Source organism: Pseudomonas alvandae (assembly GCF_019141525.1).
In the GTDB taxonomy this organism is placed as follows: Bacteria; Pseudomonadota; Gammaproteobacteria; order Pseudomonadales; family Pseudomonadaceae; genus Aquipseudomonas; species Aquipseudomonas alvandae.
In genome coordinates this window covers 1,777,232-1,799,640 of record NZ_CP077080.1, presented here as the reverse complement: position 1 = coordinate 1,799,640, position 22,409 = coordinate 1,777,232, and the positions used below count along the sequence as shown (strand labels likewise).

The window sequence follows — 22,409 nt, the reverse complement described above, 5'->3', positions numbered from 1 at the left end:
TTGTAGTGTTTGGACTGGCCTCATCGCGAGCAAGCTCGCTCCCACACTGGATCCGTGAACGACATTAATCCCCTGTGGGAGCGAGCTTGCTCGCGATAGGGCCCTGACGGTCGCTACACAACCACCCTGTCACTGCGCAATTGATTGATCCGCTCCGCACTGAACCCCAACGCCCCCAATACCTGGTCCGTATGCTCCCCCAGCCTCGCGCCGATATGCCGCGGCTCGGGCAGCCCTTCGGAAAACTTCAACGGACAGGCGATCTGCGGCTGTCTCGAGCCATCACCACGGGGCACTTGGGTGACCAGGTCCCGAGCTTTCAACTGAGGATGCTCAAGCGCCTCGTCCAGCCCCAGCACCGGCTCGACGCAGGCATCGACCTTGGCGAACATCGCCTGGAGCTCAGTGAAATCGTATTTTTCGAATTCGCTCTGCAGCTCCCGTTTCAGCAGGTGTTGTTGCCCAGGCTCGGACGACAATCCCTGCGCTGCCAGCTCCGGTCGCCCCAACACTTCGCACAATGCCTGCAGGAAAGCCGGTTCCAGGCTCCCCACCGACATCCACCGGCCATCGCGGGTGCGGTAGTAGTCATAAAAACTGCCGCCGTTCAGCACGTGATTTTCCCGCGCCGGCTCCACGCCACAAGCCAGGTAACCGGCGCCGGCCAAGGCATTCAGGCTGAAAACGCAATCGGTCATGCTCACGTCCAAGTGCTGGCCCTGCCCGCTCTGCTGACGGGCGATCACCGCCGCCAACAGCCCGATCACCCCATGCAGCGAACCGCCAGCGATGTCTGCCGCCTGGATCCCCAGCGGCAACGGGCCGCTGTCGGCACGGCCGGTGTGGCTGGCCAGCCCCGCCAGGGCCAGGTAGTTGATGTCATGGCCGGCGCGGTCCTTGTAGGGCCCCGTCTGGCCGTAGCCGGTAATCGACACGTAGATCAGCCGGGGATTGATCGCCTTCAGCGCTTCATAGCCCAGGCCCAACCGCTCCATCACGCCGGGGCGAAATTGCTCCAACAGGATGTCATGGTCGGCCAATAGCCGTTTGATGATCTCCAGCGCCGCCGGCTGCTTGAGGTCCAGCGCCAGGCTGCGCTTGTTGCGATTGAGGTAGGCATGGCTGGCCGAGACGCCCTGGTCGTGGGGCGGCAGGATCCGCAGCAGGTCCGGACGGTCCGGCGATTCGATGCGCAGCACCTCGGCGCCCATGTCCGCCAGCAACAGCGAGGCGAACGGCCCTGGCAGCAGGGTCGAGAAATCCAGAACCTTGAGCGATGCCAGTGGCCCCTGCATGGAAGATCTCCGCTTTGAATGTGCATCCAAGACTAGGCAGGGGTTGGCGGTGGGGCAATTACCGGGGGAAGCATTTGGGCTGACAATTGTGCTCGATGGCTGATGGAGAAACCCGTGGCGAGGGGATTTAGCGAAACGTCGCACCGCCCCGTTGGGCTGCGAAGCGGCCCCATTAGCTAAAGAACACTGCGGTTTATCAGACAAAACGCAGGGGGCTGCTGCGCAACCCAGCGGGGATAAATCCCCTCGCCACAGAAGCATGTTCATCTCAAGATAGCGTCCAACAAAAAACCCGCCGAAGCGGGTTTTTCGTCACAGGCCGAAGATCACTTCACAGGCACTGCGGTATCAGCCGCTGCAACCACGTCGTCTTCTTCACGGACATCGGAGATACCGCGACCACCGGAAGCCAGTTCGGTCTGCAATTGGTCTTCGTCCAGCTCTTTGACCCACTTGGCGACCACGATCGTGGCAACGGCGTTGCCCACCAGGTTGGTCAGCGCACGGGCTTCGGACATGAAGCGGTCGATACCCAGGATCAGCGCCAGGCCGGCCACTGGCAGGGTGCCCACGGCCGACAGGGTGGCCGCCAGCACGATGAAGCCGCTACCGGTTACGCCGGCAGCACCCTTGGACGACAGCAGCAGTACCAGCAGCAGGGTGATCTGGTGAGTCAGGTCCATCGGGGTGTCGGTGGCCTGGGCGATGAATACCGCGGCCATAGTCAGGTAAATCGAGGTACCGTCAAGGTTGAACGAGTAGCCAGTCGGGATCACCAGGCCAACCACGGACTTCTTGGCACCCAGGCGCTCCATCTTGATCAGCATGCGCGGCAGGGCCGATTCCGAAGAAGAGGTACCCAGCACGATCAGCAGTTCTTCACGGATGTAACGGATCAGTTTGACGACGCTGAAGCCGTGGGCGCGGCAGATGGCGCCCAGCACCACCAGCACGAACACCACGCAAGTGATGTAGAAGCAGATCATCAGCTGGCCCAGTTGCACCAGCGAACCGACACCGTAGGCGCCGATGGTGAAGGCCATGGCACCGAACGCACCGATCGGGGCCAGCTTCATAATCATGTTGATGATGATGAACATCACGTGGGCGAAACGGTCGATGAAGTCCAGCACCGGTTTGCCATAGGCACCCAGGCGATGCAGGGCGAAACCAAAGAGCACCGAGAACATCAGCACTTGCAGGATGTCGCCGTTGGCGAACGCGCCGACGATGGTATTCGGGATTACGTTGAGGATGAAGGCAATGATGCTCTGGTCTTTACCGGCATTGATGAAGCCGGCGATCTTGCTGGTGTCCAGGGTCGTTACGTCGATGTGCATGCCGTTGCCCGGTTGCACGACGTTGACCACGACCAGGCCGATCAGCAGGGCAATGGTGGAAACGATTTCGAAGTACAGCAGCGCGTAGCCACCGGTCTTGCCGACCGACTTCATGTTCTGCATGCCGCCGATGCCGCTGACGACTGTACAGAAGATGATCGGGGCGATGACCATTTTGATCAACTTGATGAACCCGTCACCGAACGGCTTGAGGGCAACGCCGGTCTGCGGGTAGAAGTGACCGAGCAAAATGCCGATGGCAATGGCTACGATCACCTGGAAATACAGGGATTTGTACAGTGGCTGACGAGTCGTCATGGCAAACCTTCCTCAAGAGTACCGTGTGACAACATCCACCTGTTGTCCACGACACCTCAATTGCGAACCCTCCTGCACTGGAGGGATTTGTTTTGTCGGCTGCACGCGGCAGACCTGCACAGGGCATCGCAAGGCCCGTGCCATTTTGAGGAAATGCCCTACAACCCGCGTTGCAGAACGCTTTTGTTTATTTGTCGCCGGTTAAACAGGCGGCGAAGGATGGCGGATTTCCGCCAAGACGCCGTTTCTCACTCCTGGATTTGGCGGATATCCGCCTTGTCCAGCCCGGATGCCCTGCTACCATCGCCGGCTTAACGGACGGATTTGAGCCATGCGCCAACGCACGATCGCCAGCCACTTCGCCCGCGCAGCCCTGGGCGGCGCGCGCCGGCACGGGTTTGACTATCTCCCTCTGCTGCAACAATTGGGCATCAGCCCCGAGCTGCTCGACGAACCGCGAGCGCGAATCGCCCCGGAGCAGTTCGCCCGGCTGTTGCAGGCGCTATGGGCGGATCTGGAGGATGAATTCCTCGGATTTGGCCGGGCCGCGAGTAAACCCGGGACGTTTGCCATGATGTGTCACACGTTGATCCACTGTCGGACCCTGGGCAAAGCCCTGCAACGCGGCCTGCTCTTTTACAGCCTGTTTCCCGATGCGCCGAGCCTGACCCTGGAAACCGAAGGCGACCGGGTACGGTTGAACCTGGATGAGTCGACGCTGCGCGATCCCGATCATTTCCTGACAGAAAGCCTGCTGGTCATCTGGCATCGCCTCGGCAGTTGGCTGATCGGCCAGCGGATCGGTCTGGAGCAGGCGACCTTCAGCTATGCCAAGCCTGCCCACGGCGCGGAGTACGACCTGCTGTTCCCCTGCCCGCTGGTATTCGAGGCTCGACGGACCAGCCTGTTGTTTCACGGGCGCTACCTGGACATGCCGCTGCTCCAGGACGAGCGAACGCTCAAGCATTTTCTCGAACGCTCACCCGCCGACCTGCTCTCGCGCCCGGACGATGGCCACAGCCTGAGCAGCCAACTGCGCCGCCTGCTCAGCCGCGACACAGCGCGTTGGCCCGACCTGGACACCGTCGCCGCGCATCTGCACATCAGTTCCCAGACGCTGCGCCGACACCTTCGCGAAGAAGGCACCAGCTTCCAGGAACTCAAGGATCAACTGCGGCGGGATATCGCCATCTACCATTTGGGCCGGGCGGATCTGTCGTTGCAGCAGATTGCCGAGCAGCTCGGGTTCTCGGAGCCGTCGGCGTTTCATCGGGCGTTCAAGAAGTGGACGGGGGTGACGCCGGGGGCGTATCGGGAGTTGGAAAACTGATGGGGGCATCCAGCATCTTTGCTGCATGTACCGATTCCCGTGGCGAGGGAGCTTGCTCCCGCTGGGCCGCGAAGCGGCCCCAAGATTTTGCGGTCGCTACGCAACCGAGCGGGAGCAAGCTCCCTCGCCACAGGGGCCCGTAAAAAACACTGGAAATATTCCAGTCAAACCACCGGAAACAGAATCCGGAACGCCGCCCCGCCCAATTCCGAATCCCCCAAGGTCAACCGCGCGCCATAGCTCTCGATGATGTCCTTGACCACCGCCAGCCCGATCCCCTGCCCCGGATGCTGGCGATCCAACCGTTCGCCTCGCTGGAGAATCCGCGCACGCTGGTCCGGCGGTACGCCTGGGCCATCGTCCTCGACGCTCAACTCCGTACCGCCGAGGGTCTGGTGCACGCTGATCCGCACTTCACCCAGGCACAGCCGATAAGCGTTTTCCAGCAAATTGCCAAGCATCTCCAGCAGGGCGCCCTGTTCGATCGGCACCTGGCAGTGCTCCGGCAAATCGAAATGGACCTGGACACGCTTGTCGCGATAGACCTTGTCGAGGGTGTCGCACAGACTCTGCAGGACCGGGCGCAGACGCACCTGGTGGCGCACCAGCCCGCTTTTGCGCAGGCTGGCCCGTTGCAACTGGTAGCCGATCTGCTGGCTCATGCGTTCGATCTGGGTCTGCAGCACCCAAGCCTGCCCACGGTCCTGCGGGCGCCGGGCCATGTCTTCGCTGACGCCCTGCAACACGGCCAGCGGGGTTTTCAGGCTGTGGGCCAGGTCATCGAGGGAGTCGCGATAGCGGCTGCGCTGTTCACGCTCGCTGTGCAACAACCGGTTAAGCGAGCCCGTCAGGCGCAACAGCTCCCGAGGGTGTGCAGTGCTCAGGCTTTCCCGCGTACCCGCTTCGATTTCATCCAGTTCCTGGCTCAGGCGTCGCAAGGCGCGCAGCCCCCACGTCAGGCCGATCCACAACAGCGCCAGCAGCACCACCAAGGCCGCACCAAAACCAAGGTAGAGATTGTCCCGCAGCCCTTGCAAGGTCAGTTCGTAATCACGCACCGGCTGCAAGGTGACGATACTGAACGCCGCGCTCTGGCCGCCGAGCAGCTTGACCTCGACGTCATAGACAAAGAATTCCTGGCCGTTGTCCTCGCGGATACGCGCGAACTGGTTGCCTTGGCCGTCATAACGCGGCGTGTAGTTGATGTGTTCTTCCTGGGTCGCCTTCGAGCGCCAGACCAGGTTGCCGTCGCGATCATAGATGTAGCCCAGCAATCGGGCATCGGCGAGGTTGAAGCGTTCATCCGGCAATTGCGCCGGCATCTTCAATCGACCATTTTCCACCCGGGCGGCGGAAATCAGCGTGGTCACATCCGAGGCCAGGCGTTGTTCGATGGACTCCTGCAGGGCCAGGCTGAACGCCCCCTGCATCGCCGGCAACAAGGCCAGCATGAACAGCGCCGCCAGGGTCATGGCGGCCAGCATCAAGCGCAGTCGCAGCGAACGAATCACTGGCAGCGCTCGTTGAACAGATAACCCAGGCCCCGCACGGTGTCGATCGGCTTGAAGCCGGCCGGGGCTTCCAGTTTGCGGCGCAAGCGGCCCACCAATACCTCGATGACATTGGGATCGCGCTCGTCGTCATCCGGGTACAGTTGCTCCATCAAGCGGTCCTTGGCGACCACCTGCTGGTGGTGGCGCATCAGGTATTCAAGGATGCGATATTCATAAGCCGTCAATGCGAGTGGTTCTTCGCCGAGGGACGCCTGCTTGCGGTTGAGGTCCAGCAGCAATGGCCCGGCGACGATGGTCGACTGGGTGAAGCCACTGGAACGTCGCAGCAAGGCATTGAGCCGGGCCTCCAGCTCTTCGAACTGGAACGGCTTGACCACATAATCGTCCGCCCCGGCGGCAAGGCCTTCGACCTTGTCCTGCCAGTTGCCGCGGGCGGTGAGGATCAGGATCGGAAAAGTCTTGTCCTGTGAGCGCAGCCGGCGAATCAACTCCAGGCCGCTGATGCCTGGCAAGCCGAGGTCGATCACCGCCAGGTCATGATTGAACTCGCGGACCTGATACAGGGCCTCTTCGGCATTGGCCACGGCCTGCACCACATGGCCGCTGTCAGTGAGCCGGGTTTGCAAGTGATGACGCAACAGCGCTTCGTCTTCGACAACCAATAGTTTCATGGGCCTCTCCCAGGCGATTCAGAACAGCCATGTCAAACAACGCGCCGGATCGTCTTGGGCCGACCCGGCTGCACGTTTCCATCTCCTGCCGTCTAGAAGGTGTAGTTCGCCGACAGATAGGTCTGGGCGCTGCTGGTCAGGTCCAGCGAGCCAACCTTGGCGCCACCGTGCGGACTCATTTCGGTGCTGGCATTGCTGCGCAGGTAACGGTACCCCAGTTCCACCGAGGTGTTTTGTGAAATCTGTTGCAGGACGCCGCCTTGCAAGCCCACCGCGTAGCCGATGTCGGTGTCGCGGCTGAAGCCTGGCGAGTCCTGGGTCAATTTGGTCAGGCCCGCCGTGCCACCGCCGAACAGCTTGGTGCTGCTGGTGACCGGATAGAACAAGTCATAGCTGCCCAGCAGGTTTTCCTGGCGCAGCTTGATGCCGTTGTGGCTGCCCGATACGTTGTCGTAGGTGGCGTAGTAGCGACCTTGATCATTCTGCCGACCCAGGCGCAGGCCGTAGGTGGTGTCCTTGGCGATCGCGCCGTCGGCGTTCGGATGGTTCAGGTTCTGGTCCAGGGCGTTGGATTTCTTGACCTTGTCGCTGGTCTGGCCGAGGGTCAGGCTGGCGAAGTTGTCATCGGCGTGGGCCATGGCGCTGGCGCCCAGTACAGTGAATGCCAGCAACAGTTTTTTCATAGCAGTCATGATCAGGTTCCTTGTGAAGCAATGGTTGTGTGAAGTCGCAGCCACGATAGCCATCGCTCCCTGAACACCCCTTGAATGTTCTCTGAACCTCGGCTGAATGAATCGGCTAGTCTGTGTGCACCACTTTTTAAGGAGATCGATCATGCGCAGGTTGCTTGCTGTTGTACTGCTGGCCTTGAGCGGCGCCAGCCACGCCGCCATCCAGACCCAGGAGATTCCCTACACCAGTGCCGACGGCACGAAGCTGATCGGCTATTACGCCTACGACGACGCGGTCAAGGGCCCGCGCCCAGGCGTGGTGGTGGTGCATGAATGGTGGGGACTGAACGATTATTCCAAGCGCCGCGCCCGTGACCTCGCCGGTCTTGGCTACAGCGCCCTGGCCATCGACATGTACGGCGATGGCAAGAACACCGAGCATCCCAAGGACGCCATGGCGTTCATGCAGGCAGCGCTCAAGGACAGCCAGGCGGCCAGCGCGCGCTTCCAGGCCGGGCTCGACCTCTTGAAGAAACAACCCCAGACCGATCCGGACAAACTCGCCGCCATCGGCTACTGCTTCGGTGGCAAGGTGGTGCTGGACGCAGCGCGCCAAGGCGTGCCACTGGCTGGCGTGGTGAGTTTCCACGGGGCCCTGGTCACCAACACGCCGGCCACTCCTGGCAGCGTCAAGGCCAAGATCCTGGTGGAACACGGCGCGCTGGACAGCATGGTCACCGAGGACAACGTCACCGCGTTCAAGAGCGAAATGGACAAGGCTGGCGCCGACTATAAATTCGTCAGCCTCGACGGCGCCAAGCACGGCTTCAGCAACCCCGACGCCGACCGTTTGAGCCACGGCGAACACGGCGGGCCGGACATTGGCTACAACAAGGAAGCCGATCAGAAGTCCTGGGCGGACATGCAGAAGTTTTTCAAGAAGATCTTCTGACACATACTGCTCCTGTGGCGAGGGAGCTTGCTCCCGCTGGGACGGTCCGACGCTTCGGGCGAAGCGGCCCCAAGATTGTCGGCGACCGCTGCGCAGTCGAGCGGGAGCAAGCTCCCTCGCCACAAAAGCGATCCCGCTCAAGCCTCTCCCACTACCCAGCCTCAAGCCAACCCGGCAAAATGCCGGGCATGAACCCACTCCCCGCCCTGCCCGCCTGCTGCTCGCCTCTGGATGAACATTGGCTGCTGCCCGACGCCTTGCCCGATACGGTGCTGCTCAGCACTCGCTTTGATCCGCTGCTGCTCGTCGCGGCTGATTTCCCCAACAGCGCCATCGAAAAGCCGGACAGCATCCAGCGCTCGGTGGCCAAGCGCCAGGCGGAATTCCTCGCCGGGCGGATCTGCGCCCGGGCGGCCTTGCATCGGCTTGATGGGATCGCCTGTATTCCTCCCATCGGCGAAGACCGCGCCCCCGTCTGGCCAGCCCATATCAGCGGTTCGATCACCCACAGCACCGGCCGGGCGGCGGCGATCGTCGCGCAGAAACAGCGTTGGCAAGGCCTGGGCATGGACCTGGAAAACCTGCTCGACCCGGAGCGCGCCGAGCGCCTGGCCGGGGAAATCCTCACGCCCGCCGAACTGCTGCGCATGACAACCACTTCGCGAGAGGACCGGGCGCTACTGGTGACGTTGACCTTCTCGATCAAGGAAAGCCTGTTCAAGGCGCTGTATCCAATCGTCGGGAAGCGTTTCTATTTCGAACATGCCGAGGTGCTGGAATGGTCCCATGGTGGGCAAGTGCGCCTGCGGCTGCTGACCGACCTGTCGCCCGAATGGCGTCATGGCAGTGAGTTGCAAGGGCAGTTTGGGGTGAAGGATGGGCAGTTGTTGAGCCTGGTGGGGATCGAGGCCTGAGATTTGTATTGCCTGGAGTGCCGCCTTCGCGGGCAAGCCCGCTCCCACAGGTGGTATGCATTTTCAAAATGTGGGAGCGGGCTTGCTCGCGAAAGCGGAATATCATTCAGCGCTTATCTCAAGACCGATCCTGATGCCTCGGCCAGCTCAAGCTGAAACACGCCCCGCCCAGGCTTTTGCTCTTGCCGATCAAGGCGCGCCCGTCATGCCAGTGAATGATCCGCCGCACGATCGACAGCCCCAATCCATGGCCACCCGAGGCACGCGCGCGGCTGTCGTCCAGGCGCAGGAACGGCTTGAAGACTCGCTCCCAGGCCGCCTCTGGCACGCCCGGTCCGTCATCCTCGACATCGATCCGGCAGCGCAACTGGCCCACCTGGTAACTCACCGTCACCCGGGATCTGGCGTGGCGCATCGCGTTGCCCACCAGGTTCTGCAGGGCGCGATGCAGGAATCTCGGCTCGGCCTCGACCCAGGCGCCATCGCAATCGGCTGCGGACAGGCAAAGGCCACGCTCCACGGTAACCCCGGCCCGCAGAGGGCCCAATTCTTCGATGACTTGACTGACCAACGCGTCCAGGTCCAATCGCTGGAAATTCAACGCCGGTGAGCCCTGCTCCAGACGCGCATACGTCAGCATTTCATCCACCAGCCGGTCGAGGTCTTCGATGTCGTGGTCCATGCCGGCCAGGTATTTGTCCCGGGCCTGGGGCGTGCTGGCGCTGCCGAGCATTTCCAGGCCGAACCGCAGGCGCGCCACTGGCGTGCGCAATTCGTGGGACACCGCACGCACCAGCTCCCGCTGGATCGCCAGCAATTGCTGCAGATGCTCGGCCATGCCATTGAACGCCGAGGCCAGCCGCCCCACCGAGTCGGCCCCGCGTGCCGGCACGCGGGTTTCCAGGCTGCCCTGGGCGATCTGTGTGGCGGCTGACTCCAGGCCGCGCAAACGTCGTTCCAACTGGCGCACCAGCAGATAGACGATCAAGCCGATCAGGCTCAACCCCAACGCCGCGATCAACACCAGCCATTCGGGCGGGTAAGGATTCATCTGGTACAGCGGGCCGATTTCCAGGACCCACGGCGTGCCGACCATCCCGGCGAACACACGGATCGAGTCGCCGCCCTTGCCCAGTGCCATCACCGTATCGCCCTCCGAGACCCGACGACGCTGGTCTTCGTCCATGTCTGCCTGGTCGACGGTCATCAGGCGCAAGTCGAAACCGAAGCCCTTTTCCTGTTTGAGTTGTGCAAGCCGCTCGGGCTGCTCGGCCACGGGGTAGCGCACCAGCTCGTCGGCCAACAAGTAGATCGTCGCCCGGGCCAACTGCTCGCTGATCTGGCGAACTTCGCCTACCAACGCCAACTGCTCGCCATCGCTGACCAACCGATAGACCTTCGCCGCATGGGGCCCGGTCTGCTCCACCAGGACCTGCCCACGCAAGACGCGGGTGCGCTGGCCCAGGTCGAGCTCCGCCTGGCTGAGCACCTGCAGTTCCAGCGGGATGCCCAGCAGGCGCGCCCACACTGCCAGGGCCCGACGACGCTCGGTGTCATTCATCGGCCGCAAATTATCGGCCATCAAGGAAAACGTACCGTGGGCCAGGCGCTCGCGGTATTGCTCGCCGCGCGTCTGGTTGAGCAGGTGCAGCGCCAGTACGCCAAGCACCGCCACCAACACCAGTGCCGCGCACATGCCGCCGTAGATGCGCAGGAAGATTGAGTTCACAGAGCGGTGTCTACGCAAGCTTCAGGGACGAATAAGTAGCCTTTGCTGCGGATGGTCTTGATCAAGCGCGGATGGTCGGGGTCGTCGCCGATCTTGGGACGGATGCGCGAGATGCGCACGTCAATGGAGCGGTCCTGGCCGTCGTAGCCGATACCGCGCAGGGCAGTGAAGATCTCCTCGCGGGACAGGATGCGCCCGGCATTGGAGACCAGCAGCCAGAGCAAATCGAACTCGGCGCTGGTCAGTTCGATGCCATTGCCCTGCAGCCAGGCTTCGCGCAAGGCGTCGTCCACCACCAACGGACCGAACTCCAGGCGCCTCTGCTTCGGTGGCACGGCAGGTTCCGGTTCGCTGCGCCGCAGCAGGGCCTGGATGCGCGCCAGCAGCAAGCGCGGGCGCACGGGCTTGCAGACATAATCGTCGGCGCCCAGGTCCAAGCCCTGGATCTGGTCGCTGTCGTCGGTACGCGCCGTCAGCATCAGGATCGGTCCGTCGTAGCGCTCGCGCACCCTGCGGCAGATGCTCAGGCCGTCCTCGCCGGGCAGCATCAGGTCGAGAATGACCAGGTCCGGCTGCTCGTCGATGATCCGTTGTGCCGCCACCGCGCCGTTGCCTTCGATGGCGACGCGCAGGCCGTTGCTTTCCAGGTATTCGCGGGTCAACTCGGCGAGACGCTGGTCATCCTCGACGATCAAAATCTGCCAGGCTTCTTGTTCCACTGGGGCCTCGTCTTGTTGTAGGTGCACATTAAACTCTGTGGCGAGGGGATTTATCCCCGCTGGGCAGCGAAGCGGCCCCCTGCATCCTGTCTGACACACCACCGTCACCCATTTGGGGCTACTGCGTAGCCCAACGGGGATAAATCCCCTCGCCACAACGGTGCCCGCTTGAAACCTGCATCCTCCCATCTTTTTGTCATGTTAAAGGAGGATAAACACGCCCATGCACCGGCCGATTGTATAAACGCCACCTTCGCAGAAAACAAGCGGACAAATGCGTTCGGTCGGGTTGGATTTGTGTGGTAACGTCCGCGCCCGCAAAAAACCTCGGGCTGTTTTCGAGTCGTCAAAAACATCGAAAAAAGGCTCGCTCCAGCTAGGTCGCGGCCTACAGAGCAGTTCCACGTTTCGCACACAAATTACGCACAGGCTTATCCACAGGTAGCACGTTGATTCACGCCTGAAAACGCATTATCTTGTAGCCCGCCGCGTAAAAAACCCTACATGTAGGGTTTCAGGCCAAAAACCCAACACAAGTCGGATAGAGAATTCAAGCGCTTTTCTTGCCTCTGTCCTTCTGCAACACCGCAGTTTCCAAGTCCAGACCGCCCCTGCGGATGGCAACCGTTTCGAACGGTCGAAAACGACCGAAACGGTACGGGTGTTGCAGTCCTTTGCTGCCACCTTGGCAAACCCGGTTTCGAGCCCAGGCCCGTTACCCAAGAACTTCGGATGGAGGCGGTGCCCGTGGCCCGCGTCCTACTGTCCCGAAGTTGTTATACCCGGCGCCAGTCGGTTGTAGTGCTTCAGGACGGAACGGTGGGCACCGTGATGGTGCCCAAATAAACATAGAGAACGTGGAGACACCCATGCACACCGACACAACTCGCGAGAACCCGCAGGGCACCGCGCCGCTGGCCGCCGATTCGAGCCCGGATCTGTCCGCCACCGCGCCGGGCCAACTGCGTGTGATCAAGCGTAACGGCACTGTCGTTCCCTACACCGATGACAAGATCACCGTCGCCATCACCAAAGCGTTCCTCGCAGTTGAGGGCGGCACCGCTGCCGCCTCGTCGCGAATCCACGACACCGTGGCCCGCCTGACCGAGCAGGTCACCGCGACCTTCAAGCGTCGCATGCCTTCGGGCGGCACCATCCACATCGAAGAAATCCAGGACCAGGTCGAACTGGCCCTGATGCGTGCCGGCGAGCAGAAAGTCGCTCGCGACTACGTGATCTACCGTGACTCCCGTGCCAAGGAGCGTGCCACCCGCTCCCCGGCCGACGCACCGGTCCAGGCCCACCCTTCGATCCGCATCGCACGCGCCGACGGCAGCCTCGCGCCGCTGGACATGGGCCGCCTGAACACCATCGTCACCGAGGCCTGCGAAGGCCTGGAAGAAGTCGATGGCGACCTGATCCAGCGCGAAACCCTGAAGAACCTCTATGACGGCGTCGCCCTCAAGGACGTCAACACAGCCTTGGTGATGACCGCACGGACCCTGGTGGAACGCGAGCCGAACTACTCGTTCGTGACCGCGCGCCTGCTGATGGACACCCTGCGCGCCGAAGGCCTGAGCTTCCTGGAAGTCGCCGAGAGCGCCACCCACCACGAAATGGCCGACCTGTACGCCAAGGCCCTGCCGGCCTACGTCGCCAAGGGTATCGAGTACGAATTGCTGAACCCTGTCCTGGCCGAATTCGACCTGGAAAAACTCGGCAAGGCGATCAACCACGAGCGTGACCAGCAGTTCACTTACCTGGGCCTGCAGACCCTGTACGACCGTTACTTCATCCACAAGGATGGCGTGCGCTTCGAACTGCCGCAGGTCTTCTTCATGCGCGTGGCCATGGGCCTGGCGATCGAAGAGAAGCAGCGTGAAGACCGTGCGATCGAGTTCTACAACCTGTTGTCGTCCTTCGACTACATGGCCTCGACTCCGACCCTGTTCAACGCCGGCACCCTGCGTCCACAGCTGTCGAGCTGCTACCTGACCACCGTGCCGGACGATTTGTCGGGCATCTACGGCGCGATCCACGACAACGCCATGCTGTCGAAATTCGCCGGCGGCCTGGGCAACGACTGGACCCCGGTTCGCGCATTGGGCTCGTACATCAAGGGCACCAACGGCAAATCCCAGGGCGTCGTACCGTTCCTCAAAGTGGTCAACGACACCGCCGTTGCGGTCAACCAGGGCGGCAAGCGCAAGGGCGCGGTCTGTGCCTACCTGGAAACCTGGCACATGGACATCGAAGAGTTCATCGAGCTGCGCAAGAACACCGGTGATGACCGTCGTCGTACCCACGACATGAACACCGCCAACTGGATCCCCGACCTGTTCATGAAGCGCGTCTTCGATGACGGCAAGTGGACCCTGTTCTCGCCGTCCGAAGTGCCGGACCTGCACGACCTGACCGGCAAGGCCTTCGAAGAGCGCTACGAGTACTACGAAGCCCTGACCGAGTACAACAAGATCAAGCTGTTCAAAGTCGTCCAGGCCAAAGACCTGTGGCGCAAGATGCTGTCGATGCTGTTCGAGACCGGCCACCCATGGCTGACCTTCAAGGACCCGTGCAACCTGCGCAGCCCGCAGCAGCACGTGGGCGTGGTCCACAGCTCGAACCTGTGCACCGAGATCACCCTGAACACCAACAAGGATGAGATCGCGGTCTGCAACCTGGGCTCGATCAACCTGCCGAACCACATCGTCGACGGCAAGCTGGACACCGCCAAGCTGCAACGCACCGTCAACACCGCCGTGCGCATGCTCGACAACGTGATCGACATCAACTACTACTCGGTGCCGCAAGCGAAGAACTCGAACTTCAAGCACCGTCCGGTCGGCCTCGGCATCATGGGCTTCCAGGACGCGCTGTACCTGCAGCACATCCCGTACGGTTCGGACGCCGCAGTCGAGTTCGCCGACAAGTCCATGGAAGCGGTCAGCTACTACGCGATCCAGGCTTCCTGCGACCTGGCCGACGAGCGTGGCGCCTACGAGACGTTCCAGGGTTCGCTGTGGTCCAAGGGCGTCCTGCCGCTGGACTCGCAACAGATCCTGATCGCCCAGCGTGGCGAGAAGTACATCGACGTCGACCTGAAGGAAACCCTGGACTGGGCACCGGTTCGTGCCCGTGTGCAGAAAGGCATCCGCAACTCGAACATCATGGCCATCGCACCGACCGCCACCATCGCCAACATCACCGGCGTGTCGCAGTCGATCGAACCGACCTACCAGAACCTGTACGTGAAATCGAACCTGTCGGGCGAATTCACCGTGATCAACCCGTACCTGGTCCGCGACCTCAAGGCCCGCGGCCTGTGGGACTCGGTCATGATCAACGACCTGAAGTACTACGACGGTTCGGTGCAGCAGATCGAGCGCATCCCGCAAGAACTCAAGGAGCTCTATGCGACCGCGTTCGAAGTGGACACCAAGTGGATCGTCGACGCTGCCAGCCGTCGCCAGAAGTGGATCGACCAGGCTCAGTCGCTGAACCTGTACATCGCCGGCGCCTCGGGCAAGAAGCTGGACGTGACCTACCGCATGGCTTGGTACCGTGGCCTGAAAACCACTTACTACCTCCGCGCCCTGGCCGCCACCAGCACCGAGAAGTCGACCATCAACACCGGCAAGCTGAACGCGGTTTCCAGCGGCGGCAACCACGGTGACGATTCGGTCCTGGCTGCTCCAGCCGGCCCGGCACCCGTGCCAAAGGCTTGCGCGATCGACGAGCCGGATTGCGAAGCTTGCCAATAAGCTGAGCGGGCGGGCGCGTAAAGGCGCCCGCTGAAAGAAGCCCCCGATAGGCCATTGGTTTATCGGGGGCTTTCTTTTGTCTGGAGGAAAGTCGGCGCCTGTGCCGGCCCCATCGCGAGCAAGCTCGCTCCCACAAGGATTTGTGAACGCCGAAAATCCAGTGTGGGAGCGAGCTTGCTCGCGATGAGGCCGGTCCAGGCAATACAAAACTGAAGCTCATAAAAAAGCCCCTCTTTCGAGGGGCTCCTTGTGCAGCGTTCAAGCAACCATCGATATCAGGTCATCTGAATGATGGTCTGCATGATGGTGCTCTGGGTGGAGATAGTCTTGGCGTTCGCCTGGTAGTTGCTTTGCGCCTTGATCAGCTCGACCAGTTCGTTGGTCAGGTTGACGTTGGACTCTTCCAGGGAGTTGGAGACGATCGAACCCAGGGTGCCGGTTTGTGGCGCGTCGTAGCCCGGGATGCCCGAGGCGAAGGTTTCCTTCCAGCTCGTGCCGCCTACCGGCTGCAGGCCTTGTTCGTTGGTGAAGCTCGCCAGGGCGATCTGACCGATCGGCTTGGTCTGGTTGTTGCTGAAGTTGGCGAGCATCACGCCGCTGCCATCGATGGTCAGGTTGGTGATCTGGCCAGTGGCGTAACCGTTCTGGGTCGGGATCGACCGCGCGGTGTCGGCGTTGAACTGGGTGGTGTTGCCCATGGAAATCGTGATGGTCGGCGCGCTGGCGGCGCCGTTAGCGGTCCAGGTTCCGTTGGTCACGGTGCCAGGAACCCAGCCAGTCAATACCAGATCGCTGTTGACCGTCGCTGGCGGAGTGGTGACCGAGGTCAACTTGCCGCTCGAATCGAAGTTCATGGTGGAGGGGACTGGCGCGGTGGCACCGGTCGTGGTCGGCAAGCTGCCGTTCAGGTTGCGACCATCGATCAAGGTATAGACGTTCCAGGTGTTACCGGCAGTCTTGACCATGTACTGGTCCATCGAGTGCTGGTTACCCTGGGTGTCGTAGATCGGCGTGGTGAACTGCTTGGTGAAAGTAGCGGTATCGGCCGGGTTGAACGCGGCAGTGATCGGCGTCGCCGTCGAGTTCAGGTTGATGGTCGACGAAACCAGGCTGGTGGCTTGCGGCGGCAGGTTCGAGGTGTCGATGCGCAGGTCGGTCAGGATCCCGTTGAGGATCTTGCCGTTGGCGTCCACGCCGTAGCCCTGCAGGCGTGCAGTGCCATCGCTGTTGGTGACGTAGCCTTCCTTGTCGGTCTTGAAGGTACCGGCACGGGTGTAGCTCAACGAACCGTCGTTATCCAGGACAAAGAAGCCCTGGCCCTGGATACCCATGTCCAGCACGTTGCCGGTGTTGTTCACGTCACCCTGGCCGAACTGTTGGGAAACGTTGGCCAGGCGCACGCCGTTGCCGACGGTCTTGCTGCCCGAACCCAGCTTGGTGGCCGAGTAGACGTCTTCGAATTCCGCGCGGGACGATTTGAAACCGGTGGTCGCCACGTTGGCGATGTTGTTGCCGGTCACGTCCAGCTGTTTGTTGGCTGCATAGAGACCGCTAAGGCCGATGTTGAAAGACATGTTGACTCCTTTTGCCGGTTAGTCGGCTCTACATACCAATAGTTTGTACTTTGGACAGGGCAATGCTGCCCAGCCCGGCCAGGTTGAGCATCAGCTCACCGCCCGTCTGGCTGATCGTCACACTGCTGACCGTGGCCGGCAGGTTGGTGATCAGCGACGTGGCCTGGCCGTCGATGGTGGTCGAGGCCGCGAAGGTGTACGTGCCCGACTCGACCGTCGCGCCCGCGTCGTTCTTGCCATCCCAGATGAAGGCGGAGTTGCCAGCCTTCTGGCTACCCAGGTCGATAGTGCGGACAGTCTTGCCATCCTTGTCCATGATCTTGACCGAGAGGGAAGACACTGCCGCCGGTACCACCACTGTGCCGTTGAGGCTCTTGGAGGTGTCGACCACAGCCTTGTCACCGGGCGCGATCACCGACCGACCGACCAGCGAAGAAGCTTGCAAGGCCTGGGACGAGTTGTAGTTGCCCGCAATGCCACTCACGGTTTCGTTGAGCGTGGTGATGCCTTCCAGGCTGCTGAACTGCGCCAATTGGGCCACGAATTCGCCGTTGTCCTGGGGCTCCAGCGGGTTCTGGTTCTTCAGCTGGGTCACGAGCAATTGCAGGAACGCGTCCTTGCCCAGCTCCTTCTTGCCGGTCGCCGCACTGGTTGCCGCGCCCAGGCCATCGGTCGTGGTGTTGGTCTTGACCGAAGAGTTGGCGAGGATCTCGTTGAGGCTCAAACCGCCGGTGGTGTTAGTGACGCTCATGTGACTCGCCCCTTATCACTGACCGAGGGTCAGGACCTTCTGCATCATGGTTTTGGCGGTGTTCATCATTTCGGCGTTGGTCTGGAAAGAACGACTGGCGGAAATCATGTCAGCCATTTCTTCAACGACGTTGACGTTCGGGTAGTAGACGTAGCCCTTGGCGTCGGCCGCCGGGTGATTGGGCTCGTAGCGGGCTTCGAGGTTGCTCTGGTCCTCGACCACGCCGAGCACCTGCACGCCCTGCCCGGCCGCGTCCTGCTCCTGGAACAGCGAGTCGCCGCCGGTGGATTGGCCGCCCTGGAACATGGTGGCGAACACCGGATGACGGGCGCGGTAGGTCTGGTCGATGCTCGACGAGACGGTCTCGGCGTTGGCGATGTTACTGGCGACGGTGTTCAGGCGAGTGGTCTGGGCACTCATGGCACTGCCGGCGATATTGAAAACGCTCGCGATCGACATGGCTTACTCTCCACGCAGGGCTGATACCAGCCCTTTGAATTTACTGTTGAGCAGGGTGAAGCTGGCCTGGAAGTTCACGGAGTTTTCCGCGTAGTTGGACTGTTCCAGTTGAGCGTCCACGGTGTTCTGGTCGATCGACGGTTGCATCGGCGTGCGGTACATCAGCGACTCGTCGCCGCTGCCCACGCCTTCGGCTTCGATATGACGGTTGTTGGTCATGTTCAAGGCGAAGTGGCCGTTCTTGGCTTTTTCGTTCTGCTCGGCAAGGACCTTGGAGAAGTCCAGGTCACGCGCCTTGTAGTTCGGAGTGTCGGCGTTGGCGATGTTGTTGGCCAGGACTTCGGCACGCTGGGCGCGGAAGCTCAGGGCCTGTTCGTGGATACCGAGCGCTTTATCGAAGCTGATGCTCATGTCGGAAACCTTTGGGTGACCAGAATGTACGTACGATGGCTTTAGCAAGTGCCGTGCCACTTTGAAAAAGCCCGTAAACCGGGGCTTTGCGGGGATCGGCAAAGCGGCAATGCCAGAAAAGCGGCAATCGGTTTCCGCCGGCTGCCGCTTTTCTGCCGCTTCTCAGGCGCAATGAGATCCAAACTGTGGGAGCGGGCTTGCTCGCGAAAGCGGTGTAACAGTGAAAGTTGTCTTGACTGAAACACCGCCTTCGCGAGCAAGCCCGCTCCCACAAGGGGACCGTGACAAGTGGAAATCATCAGGCAGAAAAAAGGGAGCCCTTGGGGCTCCCGTTCTTTTACAAGCCAATCACTTCGCCTGGTAGATGATCCCCGGGCTGCACTGGACCATCTGGTAATGATCCGGCAAGCCGTTCAACGCTTCCGACGCGCCAAGGAACAGATAACCGCCCGGCTTCAGGGTGCTATGGATACGCATCAGGATGTCCTTCTTCACTTCCGCGGAGAAGTAGATCAGCACGTTGCGGCAGAACACGATGTCGAACTTGCCCAGGCTGGCGTAGCTGTCCAGCAAGTTGAACGAACGGAATTCCACTCGGCTCTTGATGGGCGCCTTGACCACCCACTTGCCCGGCCCTTTCGCGTCGAAATAACGCTGCAGGCGATCGGGTGACAACCCACGGCCAATGGCCAGGCTGTCGTACTCGCCGGTCTTGCAGTTATTGAGCATGGTCCCGGACAGGTCGGTGGCGACAATTTGCACGCCCGCCTTCAGCTGACCGAGGTTGGTCCGCTCGAACTCATCGATGGACATCGACAACGAATAGGGTTCCTGGCCCGACGAACACGCCGCCGACCAGATCCGCAAGCGTTGGCCCGGGCTGGCCTTGATGGCCGCCGGCAATACTTTGTTCTTCAGCACTTCGAAGGGATAAGTGTCACGAAACCACAGGGTTTCGTTGGTGGTCATGGCATCCACGACCATTTCGCGCAGGCCACTGCGCGGCTGGCTCTGGATACGCTGGACCAACTCGCCCAATGACTTGATGCCCTGCTGTTCCATCATTTTATTGAGACGGCTCGACACCAGGTACTGCTTGTTTTCACCAAGCAAGATGCCACAGGCTTTTTCCAGGAAGACCCGGAACTGTTCGAAATCCAAATTACCCGTAGACAAGATACCGCCTCTTTTCACTGTGTTGACTTGCCGGGCGCACAATGCGCCCGACCTTTTAACCTGCTGTCTTGATTCGCTCGACGACCCGGGAAGCCAGGTCATCGGGCCGGAACTTGGCCAGGAAGTCATCGGCGCCGACTTTCTTGACCATCGCCTGGTTGAATACCCCGGACAGCGAAGTATGCAAGATGATGTGCAATTTTTGCATCCGCGGGTCGCTGCGGATCTCCGACGTCAGCGTGTACCCGTCCATCTCCGGCATCTCGATGTCGGAAATCATCATCAGGAATTCCTCTTCCGGCCGCTTGCCCTCGTCGACCAGGTTGCGCAGGTAATCCAGCGCTTGCCGCCCATCGTTCAGGGCGATCACCTCGACACCGACCGTCTGCAAGCAACGCGTGACCTGCTTGCGTGCCACCGACGAATCATCGACGGTCAGCACCCGCAGGGAAACCGCCTTGTGCTGCGTCTCGGCATCCACCACGCCGACGGAAATGGTCTCCGGCGTTGGCGCGACTTCGGCGAGGATTTTCTCCACGTCGATGATCTCCACCAACTGGTTGTCGACCCGCGTCACCGCCGTGAGGTAGTGGTCGCGCCCCGTCCCCTTGGGTGGCGGATGGATCTCTTCCCAGTTCATGTTGACGATGCGCTCCACCGACCGCACCAGGAACCCTTGGGTCTTGGTGTTGTACTCGGTGATGATCACAAACGGATTGCTCTGATCCAGCAACCGACCGGAACCGGTCGCCATCGCCAGGTCGAGAATCGGGATCGTCGCTCCCCGGATATTCGCCACACCGCACACGACGGGACTGGATTTAGGCATCAGGGTCAGCTTAGGGCATTGCAGCACTTCGCGAACCTTGAATACGTTAATTCCATACAACTGTTGACCATCGAGACGGAACAACAACAGCTCCAGGCGATTCTGACCCACCAGCTGTGTGCGCTGGTTTACCGAATCCATCACTCCCGCCATGCCCTGACTCCTAATCACGCTAATGTGTCCGTCGCGCATTCATCACTAAACGGCACGGGGCTTGCTATTGAACCGGCATGAACGCACAAACGACATTTTCTCGACGCCTGACCACTCACTGCCGCCACTGGCTCGGTGCACTGCTGGCTGCCTGCCTGCTCGCTTCTGGCGGTCCTGCCGTCGGTGCTGCTGAAGTAACCTTGCCTGATCTCCTTATCGGCGTCACTCAGGGCTTTCTTGAGTTCACCGTAGAAGACTATCTGGCAACCAGTCAAACCGAAGGTCGCTACGAGATCGAAGTCAACCAGCTCGACCCGCGCCTGCGGATGCCAATGTGCGACAAGGAATTGACTGCCTCGCTGGAGAGTCCGGCCAGGCCGCTGGGCCGCGTCACGGTGAAGGTTCGTTGCGACAGCGCGGCCCCCTGGACGGTGTTCGTGCCCGCTCAAGTGCGCCTGTATCGCGAAATTGTCACCACCACTCGCCCGCTCAAGCGCGCCGGGATTGTCGAACCCCAGGACGTGGTGCTGCGTGAACGCGACGTCAGCCAGATCAGCCAGGGCTTCCTGACTTCCGTTGATGAAGCCATTGGTCAGAAACTTGTCCGACCAATGGTCGCTGACCAAGTGATCACGCAGGTACATCTGGAACAGGCCGAAGTGGTTCGCAAGGGCGACCAGGTGGTCATCACCGCCCGCAGTGGCACATTAGCCGTGCGGATGCCGGGCGAGGCCCTGTCCAACGGCGGCATGCGCGAACAGATTCGGGTGAAGAACCTCAACTCCCAACGAGTCATCAAGGCGCAAGTAATGGCGCCTGGCCAGGTGGAAGTGGCTATGTAAGGAGGGTAGACAGGCTGGCGCTTGACCTCGGTGTTCCCTAGACTGTGCCTTACGCAAAGGCAAGCGCAGACGTGCGCTCGTTCATTGAAAAATGAGCCTAAAGTTTTTTTGGGGATGGCCGAAAACATGGCAAGCGTCCAAATACCCAGAGGTTTTTTACCATGGTCATCGATTTCAATCGTTTAAACAGCTCCTCACCTGTGACAGGGACTGCGCGTACCAGCGCCAGCAAGGAAACCGCCGAAACCGGCAAATCCAAGCCAGCCGAACAGGCCGCCACTGTCAGCAATGGGGAATCGGTACACCTCAGCAATGAGGCTCAGCAGTTGCAGAAGGTCACTGACAAGCTGCGCGATCAACCTGTCGTCGACAACGCCCGCGTGGCCGCGTTGAAAGCAGCAATCGCCGATGGCAGCTATCAAGTCGACAGCAACCGCGTAGCCAGCAAGCTGCTCAACTTCGAAGCCCAGCGCTAGGCCGTCCGCCGGCGCCAGGCTTTTGGACGCTCAAGACCCAAGGCCAGCCATGCACGACACTAATTTGTTGCAACTGATCACCGACGACTTCGCTCCAGCACAACAATTGCTGGAGCTGTTGCAGACCGAAGCCCTGGCACTCCACGGGCGGGACATGCCTCTGCTGGAAAATATTCTGGCGCAGAAACAGGCATTGATCATTTTGCTCGACCAGCATGGCCGCAAGCGCAGCGAGATTCTCGCCAGCCTCAACCTGCCCGCAGACAACAACGGCCTTGAACAATTGGCCAGCCAATCGTCGGTTGGCGATCAGTTATTGTCCCAAAGCGCAGTGCTCAACGACCTGCTCAGCCAATGCCAGGCCGCCAACGCTCGAAACGGCCAATCCATCCAAATGCAACAGGCCGCCACCGCCAATCAGTTGCGCATCCTCAATGGCGGCGAAATCCCGACGCTGTATGACGCTCGCGGATCGACCGCGAAACTGGTCAAGCACCGTCCGCTCAGCCAGGCGTGACGCGAAC

20 protein-coding genes are annotated in these 22,409 nt (G+C 61.1%); 7 read left to right on the top strand and 13 right to left on the bottom strand.

What is annotated here, in order from left to right:
- Window positions 1-113: 113 nt before the first annotated feature.
- Together KSS97_RS07910 and KSS97_RS07905 are read right to left on the bottom strand one after the other, a co-directional pair.
- A complete protein-coding gene (locus KSS97_RS07910) occupies window positions 114-1,295 on the bottom strand; it encodes a CaiB/BaiF CoA transferase family protein (RefSeq protein WP_217861420.1) in 1,182 nt (393 codons plus the stop codon).
- 326 nt (window positions 1,296-1,621) lie between these two features.
- Window positions 1,622-2,953, bottom strand: coding sequence for a dicarboxylate/amino acid:cation symporter (locus tag KSS97_RS07905; RefSeq protein ID WP_217861419.1), 1,332 nt, complete (start codon window positions 2,951-2,953; stop codon window positions 1,622-1,624).
- A gap of 331 nt (window positions 2,954-3,284) precedes the next feature.
- On the opposite strand from KSS97_RS07905, the gene KSS97_RS07900 reads away from it, so the two are divergent.
- Window positions 3,285-4,283 (top strand): AraC family transcriptional regulator, encoded by a 999-nt coding sequence (locus KSS97_RS07900; protein ID WP_198798081.1) that lies wholly within the window; start codon window positions 3,285-3,287, stop codon window positions 4,281-4,283.
- 164 nt (window positions 4,284-4,447) lie between these two features.
- On the opposite strand, the gene KSS97_RS07895 is transcribed toward KSS97_RS07900, so the two are convergent.
- The 3 genes from KSS97_RS07895 to KSS97_RS07885 all read right to left on the bottom strand — a co-directional run bounded on the left by KSS97_RS07895 (window position 4,448) and on the right by KSS97_RS07885 (window position 7,160).
- Complete coding sequence (locus tag KSS97_RS07895; RefSeq protein ID WP_217861418.1) at window positions 4,448-5,794, bottom strand: ATP-binding protein; 1,347 nt, start codon at window positions 5,792-5,794, stop codon at window positions 4,448-4,450.
- Window positions 5,791-6,468, bottom strand: coding sequence for a response regulator (locus KSS97_RS07890; protein ID WP_013694070.1), 678 nt, complete (start codon window positions 6,466-6,468; stop codon window positions 5,791-5,793). Before KSS97_RS07890 ends, KSS97_RS07895 begins: the two co-directional genes overlap by 4 nt.
- A 92-nt stretch (window positions 6,469-6,560) precedes the next feature.
- Window positions 6,561-7,160 (bottom strand): membrane protein, encoded by a 600-nt coding sequence (locus KSS97_RS07885; RefSeq protein WP_030142425.1) that lies wholly within the window; start codon window positions 7,158-7,160, stop codon window positions 6,561-6,563.
- A 142-nt stretch (window positions 7,161-7,302) separates the two neighbouring features.
- On the opposite strand from KSS97_RS07885, the gene KSS97_RS07880 reads away from it, so the two are divergent.
- Both KSS97_RS07880 and KSS97_RS07875 read left to right on the top strand, forming a co-directional pair.
- Window positions 7,303-8,091 (top strand): dienelactone hydrolase family protein, encoded by a 789-nt coding sequence (locus tag KSS97_RS07880; RefSeq protein WP_030142426.1) that lies wholly within the window; start codon window positions 7,303-7,305, stop codon window positions 8,089-8,091.
- 188 nt (window positions 8,092-8,279) lie between these two features.
- A complete protein-coding gene (locus KSS97_RS07875) occupies window positions 8,280-9,005 on the top strand; it encodes a 4'-phosphopantetheinyl transferase family protein (protein WP_187293362.1) in 726 nt (241 codons plus the stop codon).
- Window positions 9,006-9,123: 118 nt separating this feature from the next.
- Here the strand turns inward: KSS97_RS07875 and KSS97_RS07870 are convergent, their stop codons facing one another.
- Together KSS97_RS07870 and KSS97_RS07865 are read right to left on the bottom strand one after the other, a co-directional pair.
- Complete coding sequence (locus KSS97_RS07870) at window positions 9,124-10,734, bottom strand: ATP-binding protein (protein ID WP_030142428.1); 1,611 nt, start codon at window positions 10,732-10,734, stop codon at window positions 9,124-9,126.
- Entirely contained in the window at window positions 10,731-11,453 is a 723-nt protein-coding gene (locus KSS97_RS07865; RefSeq protein ID WP_030142429.1) for a response regulator, read from the bottom strand. Before KSS97_RS07865 ends, KSS97_RS07870 begins: the two co-directional genes overlap by 4 nt.
- Before the next feature lie 869 nt (window positions 11,454-12,322).
- Here KSS97_RS07865 and KSS97_RS07860 point away from each other — a divergent pair.
- Window positions 12,323-15,214, top strand: coding sequence for a ribonucleoside-diphosphate reductase subunit alpha (locus tag KSS97_RS07860; protein WP_217861417.1), 2,892 nt, complete (start codon window positions 12,323-12,325; stop codon window positions 15,212-15,214).
- A gap of 275 nt (window positions 15,215-15,489) precedes the next feature.
- Here the strand turns inward: KSS97_RS07860 and flgE are convergent, their stop codons facing one another.
- The 6 genes from flgE to KSS97_RS07830 form a co-directional block, all read right to left on the bottom strand.
- Window positions 15,490-16,788, bottom strand: coding sequence for a flagellar hook protein FlgE (flgE, locus tag KSS97_RS07855; RefSeq protein WP_030142431.1), 1,299 nt, complete (start codon window positions 16,786-16,788; stop codon window positions 15,490-15,492).
- Window positions 16,789-16,816: 28 nt separating this feature from the next.
- Entirely contained in the window at window positions 16,817-17,539 is a 723-nt protein-coding gene (gene flgD, locus KSS97_RS07850; RefSeq protein WP_217861416.1) for a flagellar hook assembly protein FlgD, read from the bottom strand.
- Window positions 17,540-17,554: 15 nt separating this feature from the next.
- Window positions 17,555-17,998 carry a flagellar basal body rod protein FlgC gene (gene flgC, locus KSS97_RS07845; RefSeq protein WP_030142433.1) on the bottom strand — a complete coding sequence of 148 codons (444 nt, stop codon included), beginning with the start codon at window positions 17,996-17,998 and terminating at the stop codon, window positions 17,555-17,557.
- 3 nt (window positions 17,999-18,001) lie between these two features.
- Window positions 18,002-18,409 (bottom strand): flagellar basal body rod protein FlgB, encoded by a 408-nt coding sequence (gene flgB, locus KSS97_RS07840; protein ID WP_030142434.1) that lies wholly within the window; start codon window positions 18,407-18,409, stop codon window positions 18,002-18,004.
- A 348-nt stretch (window positions 18,410-18,757) separates the two neighbouring features.
- Window positions 18,758-19,585: a protein-glutamate O-methyltransferase CheR gene (gene cheR, locus KSS97_RS07835; protein ID WP_030142435.1), complete on the bottom strand. Its 828-nt coding sequence runs from the start codon at window positions 19,583-19,585 to the stop codon at window positions 18,758-18,760.
- A gap of 55 nt (window positions 19,586-19,640) precedes the next feature.
- Window positions 19,641-20,567, bottom strand: coding sequence for a chemotaxis protein CheV (locus KSS97_RS07830; RefSeq protein WP_030142436.1), 927 nt, complete (start codon window positions 20,565-20,567; stop codon window positions 19,641-19,643).
- 77 nt (window positions 20,568-20,644) lie between these two features.
- Between KSS97_RS07830 and flgA the strand changes: the two genes are divergently transcribed.
- The 3 genes from flgA (at window position 20,645) to KSS97_RS07815 (ending at window position 22,402) form a co-directional block, all read left to right on the top strand.
- On the top strand, window positions 20,645-21,409 hold the full coding sequence (flgA, locus tag KSS97_RS07825; protein WP_030142437.1) for a flagellar basal body P-ring formation chaperone FlgA: 765 nt from the start codon (window positions 20,645-20,647) through the stop codon (window positions 21,407-21,409).
- A 161-nt stretch (window positions 21,410-21,570) separates the two neighbouring features.
- The gene (gene flgM / locus KSS97_RS07820) at window positions 21,571-21,885 is read left to right on the top strand and encodes a flagellar biosynthesis anti-sigma factor FlgM (RefSeq protein ID WP_030142438.1); all 315 of its coding nucleotides are present in this window, start codon (window positions 21,571-21,573) and stop codon (window positions 21,883-21,885) included.
- Between the two features lie 49 nt (window positions 21,886-21,934).
- On the top strand, window positions 21,935-22,402 hold the full coding sequence (locus KSS97_RS07815; protein ID WP_181288537.1) for a flagella synthesis protein FlgN: 468 nt from the start codon (window positions 21,935-21,937) through the stop codon (window positions 22,400-22,402).
- Window positions 22,403-22,409 lie beyond the last annotated feature (7 nt).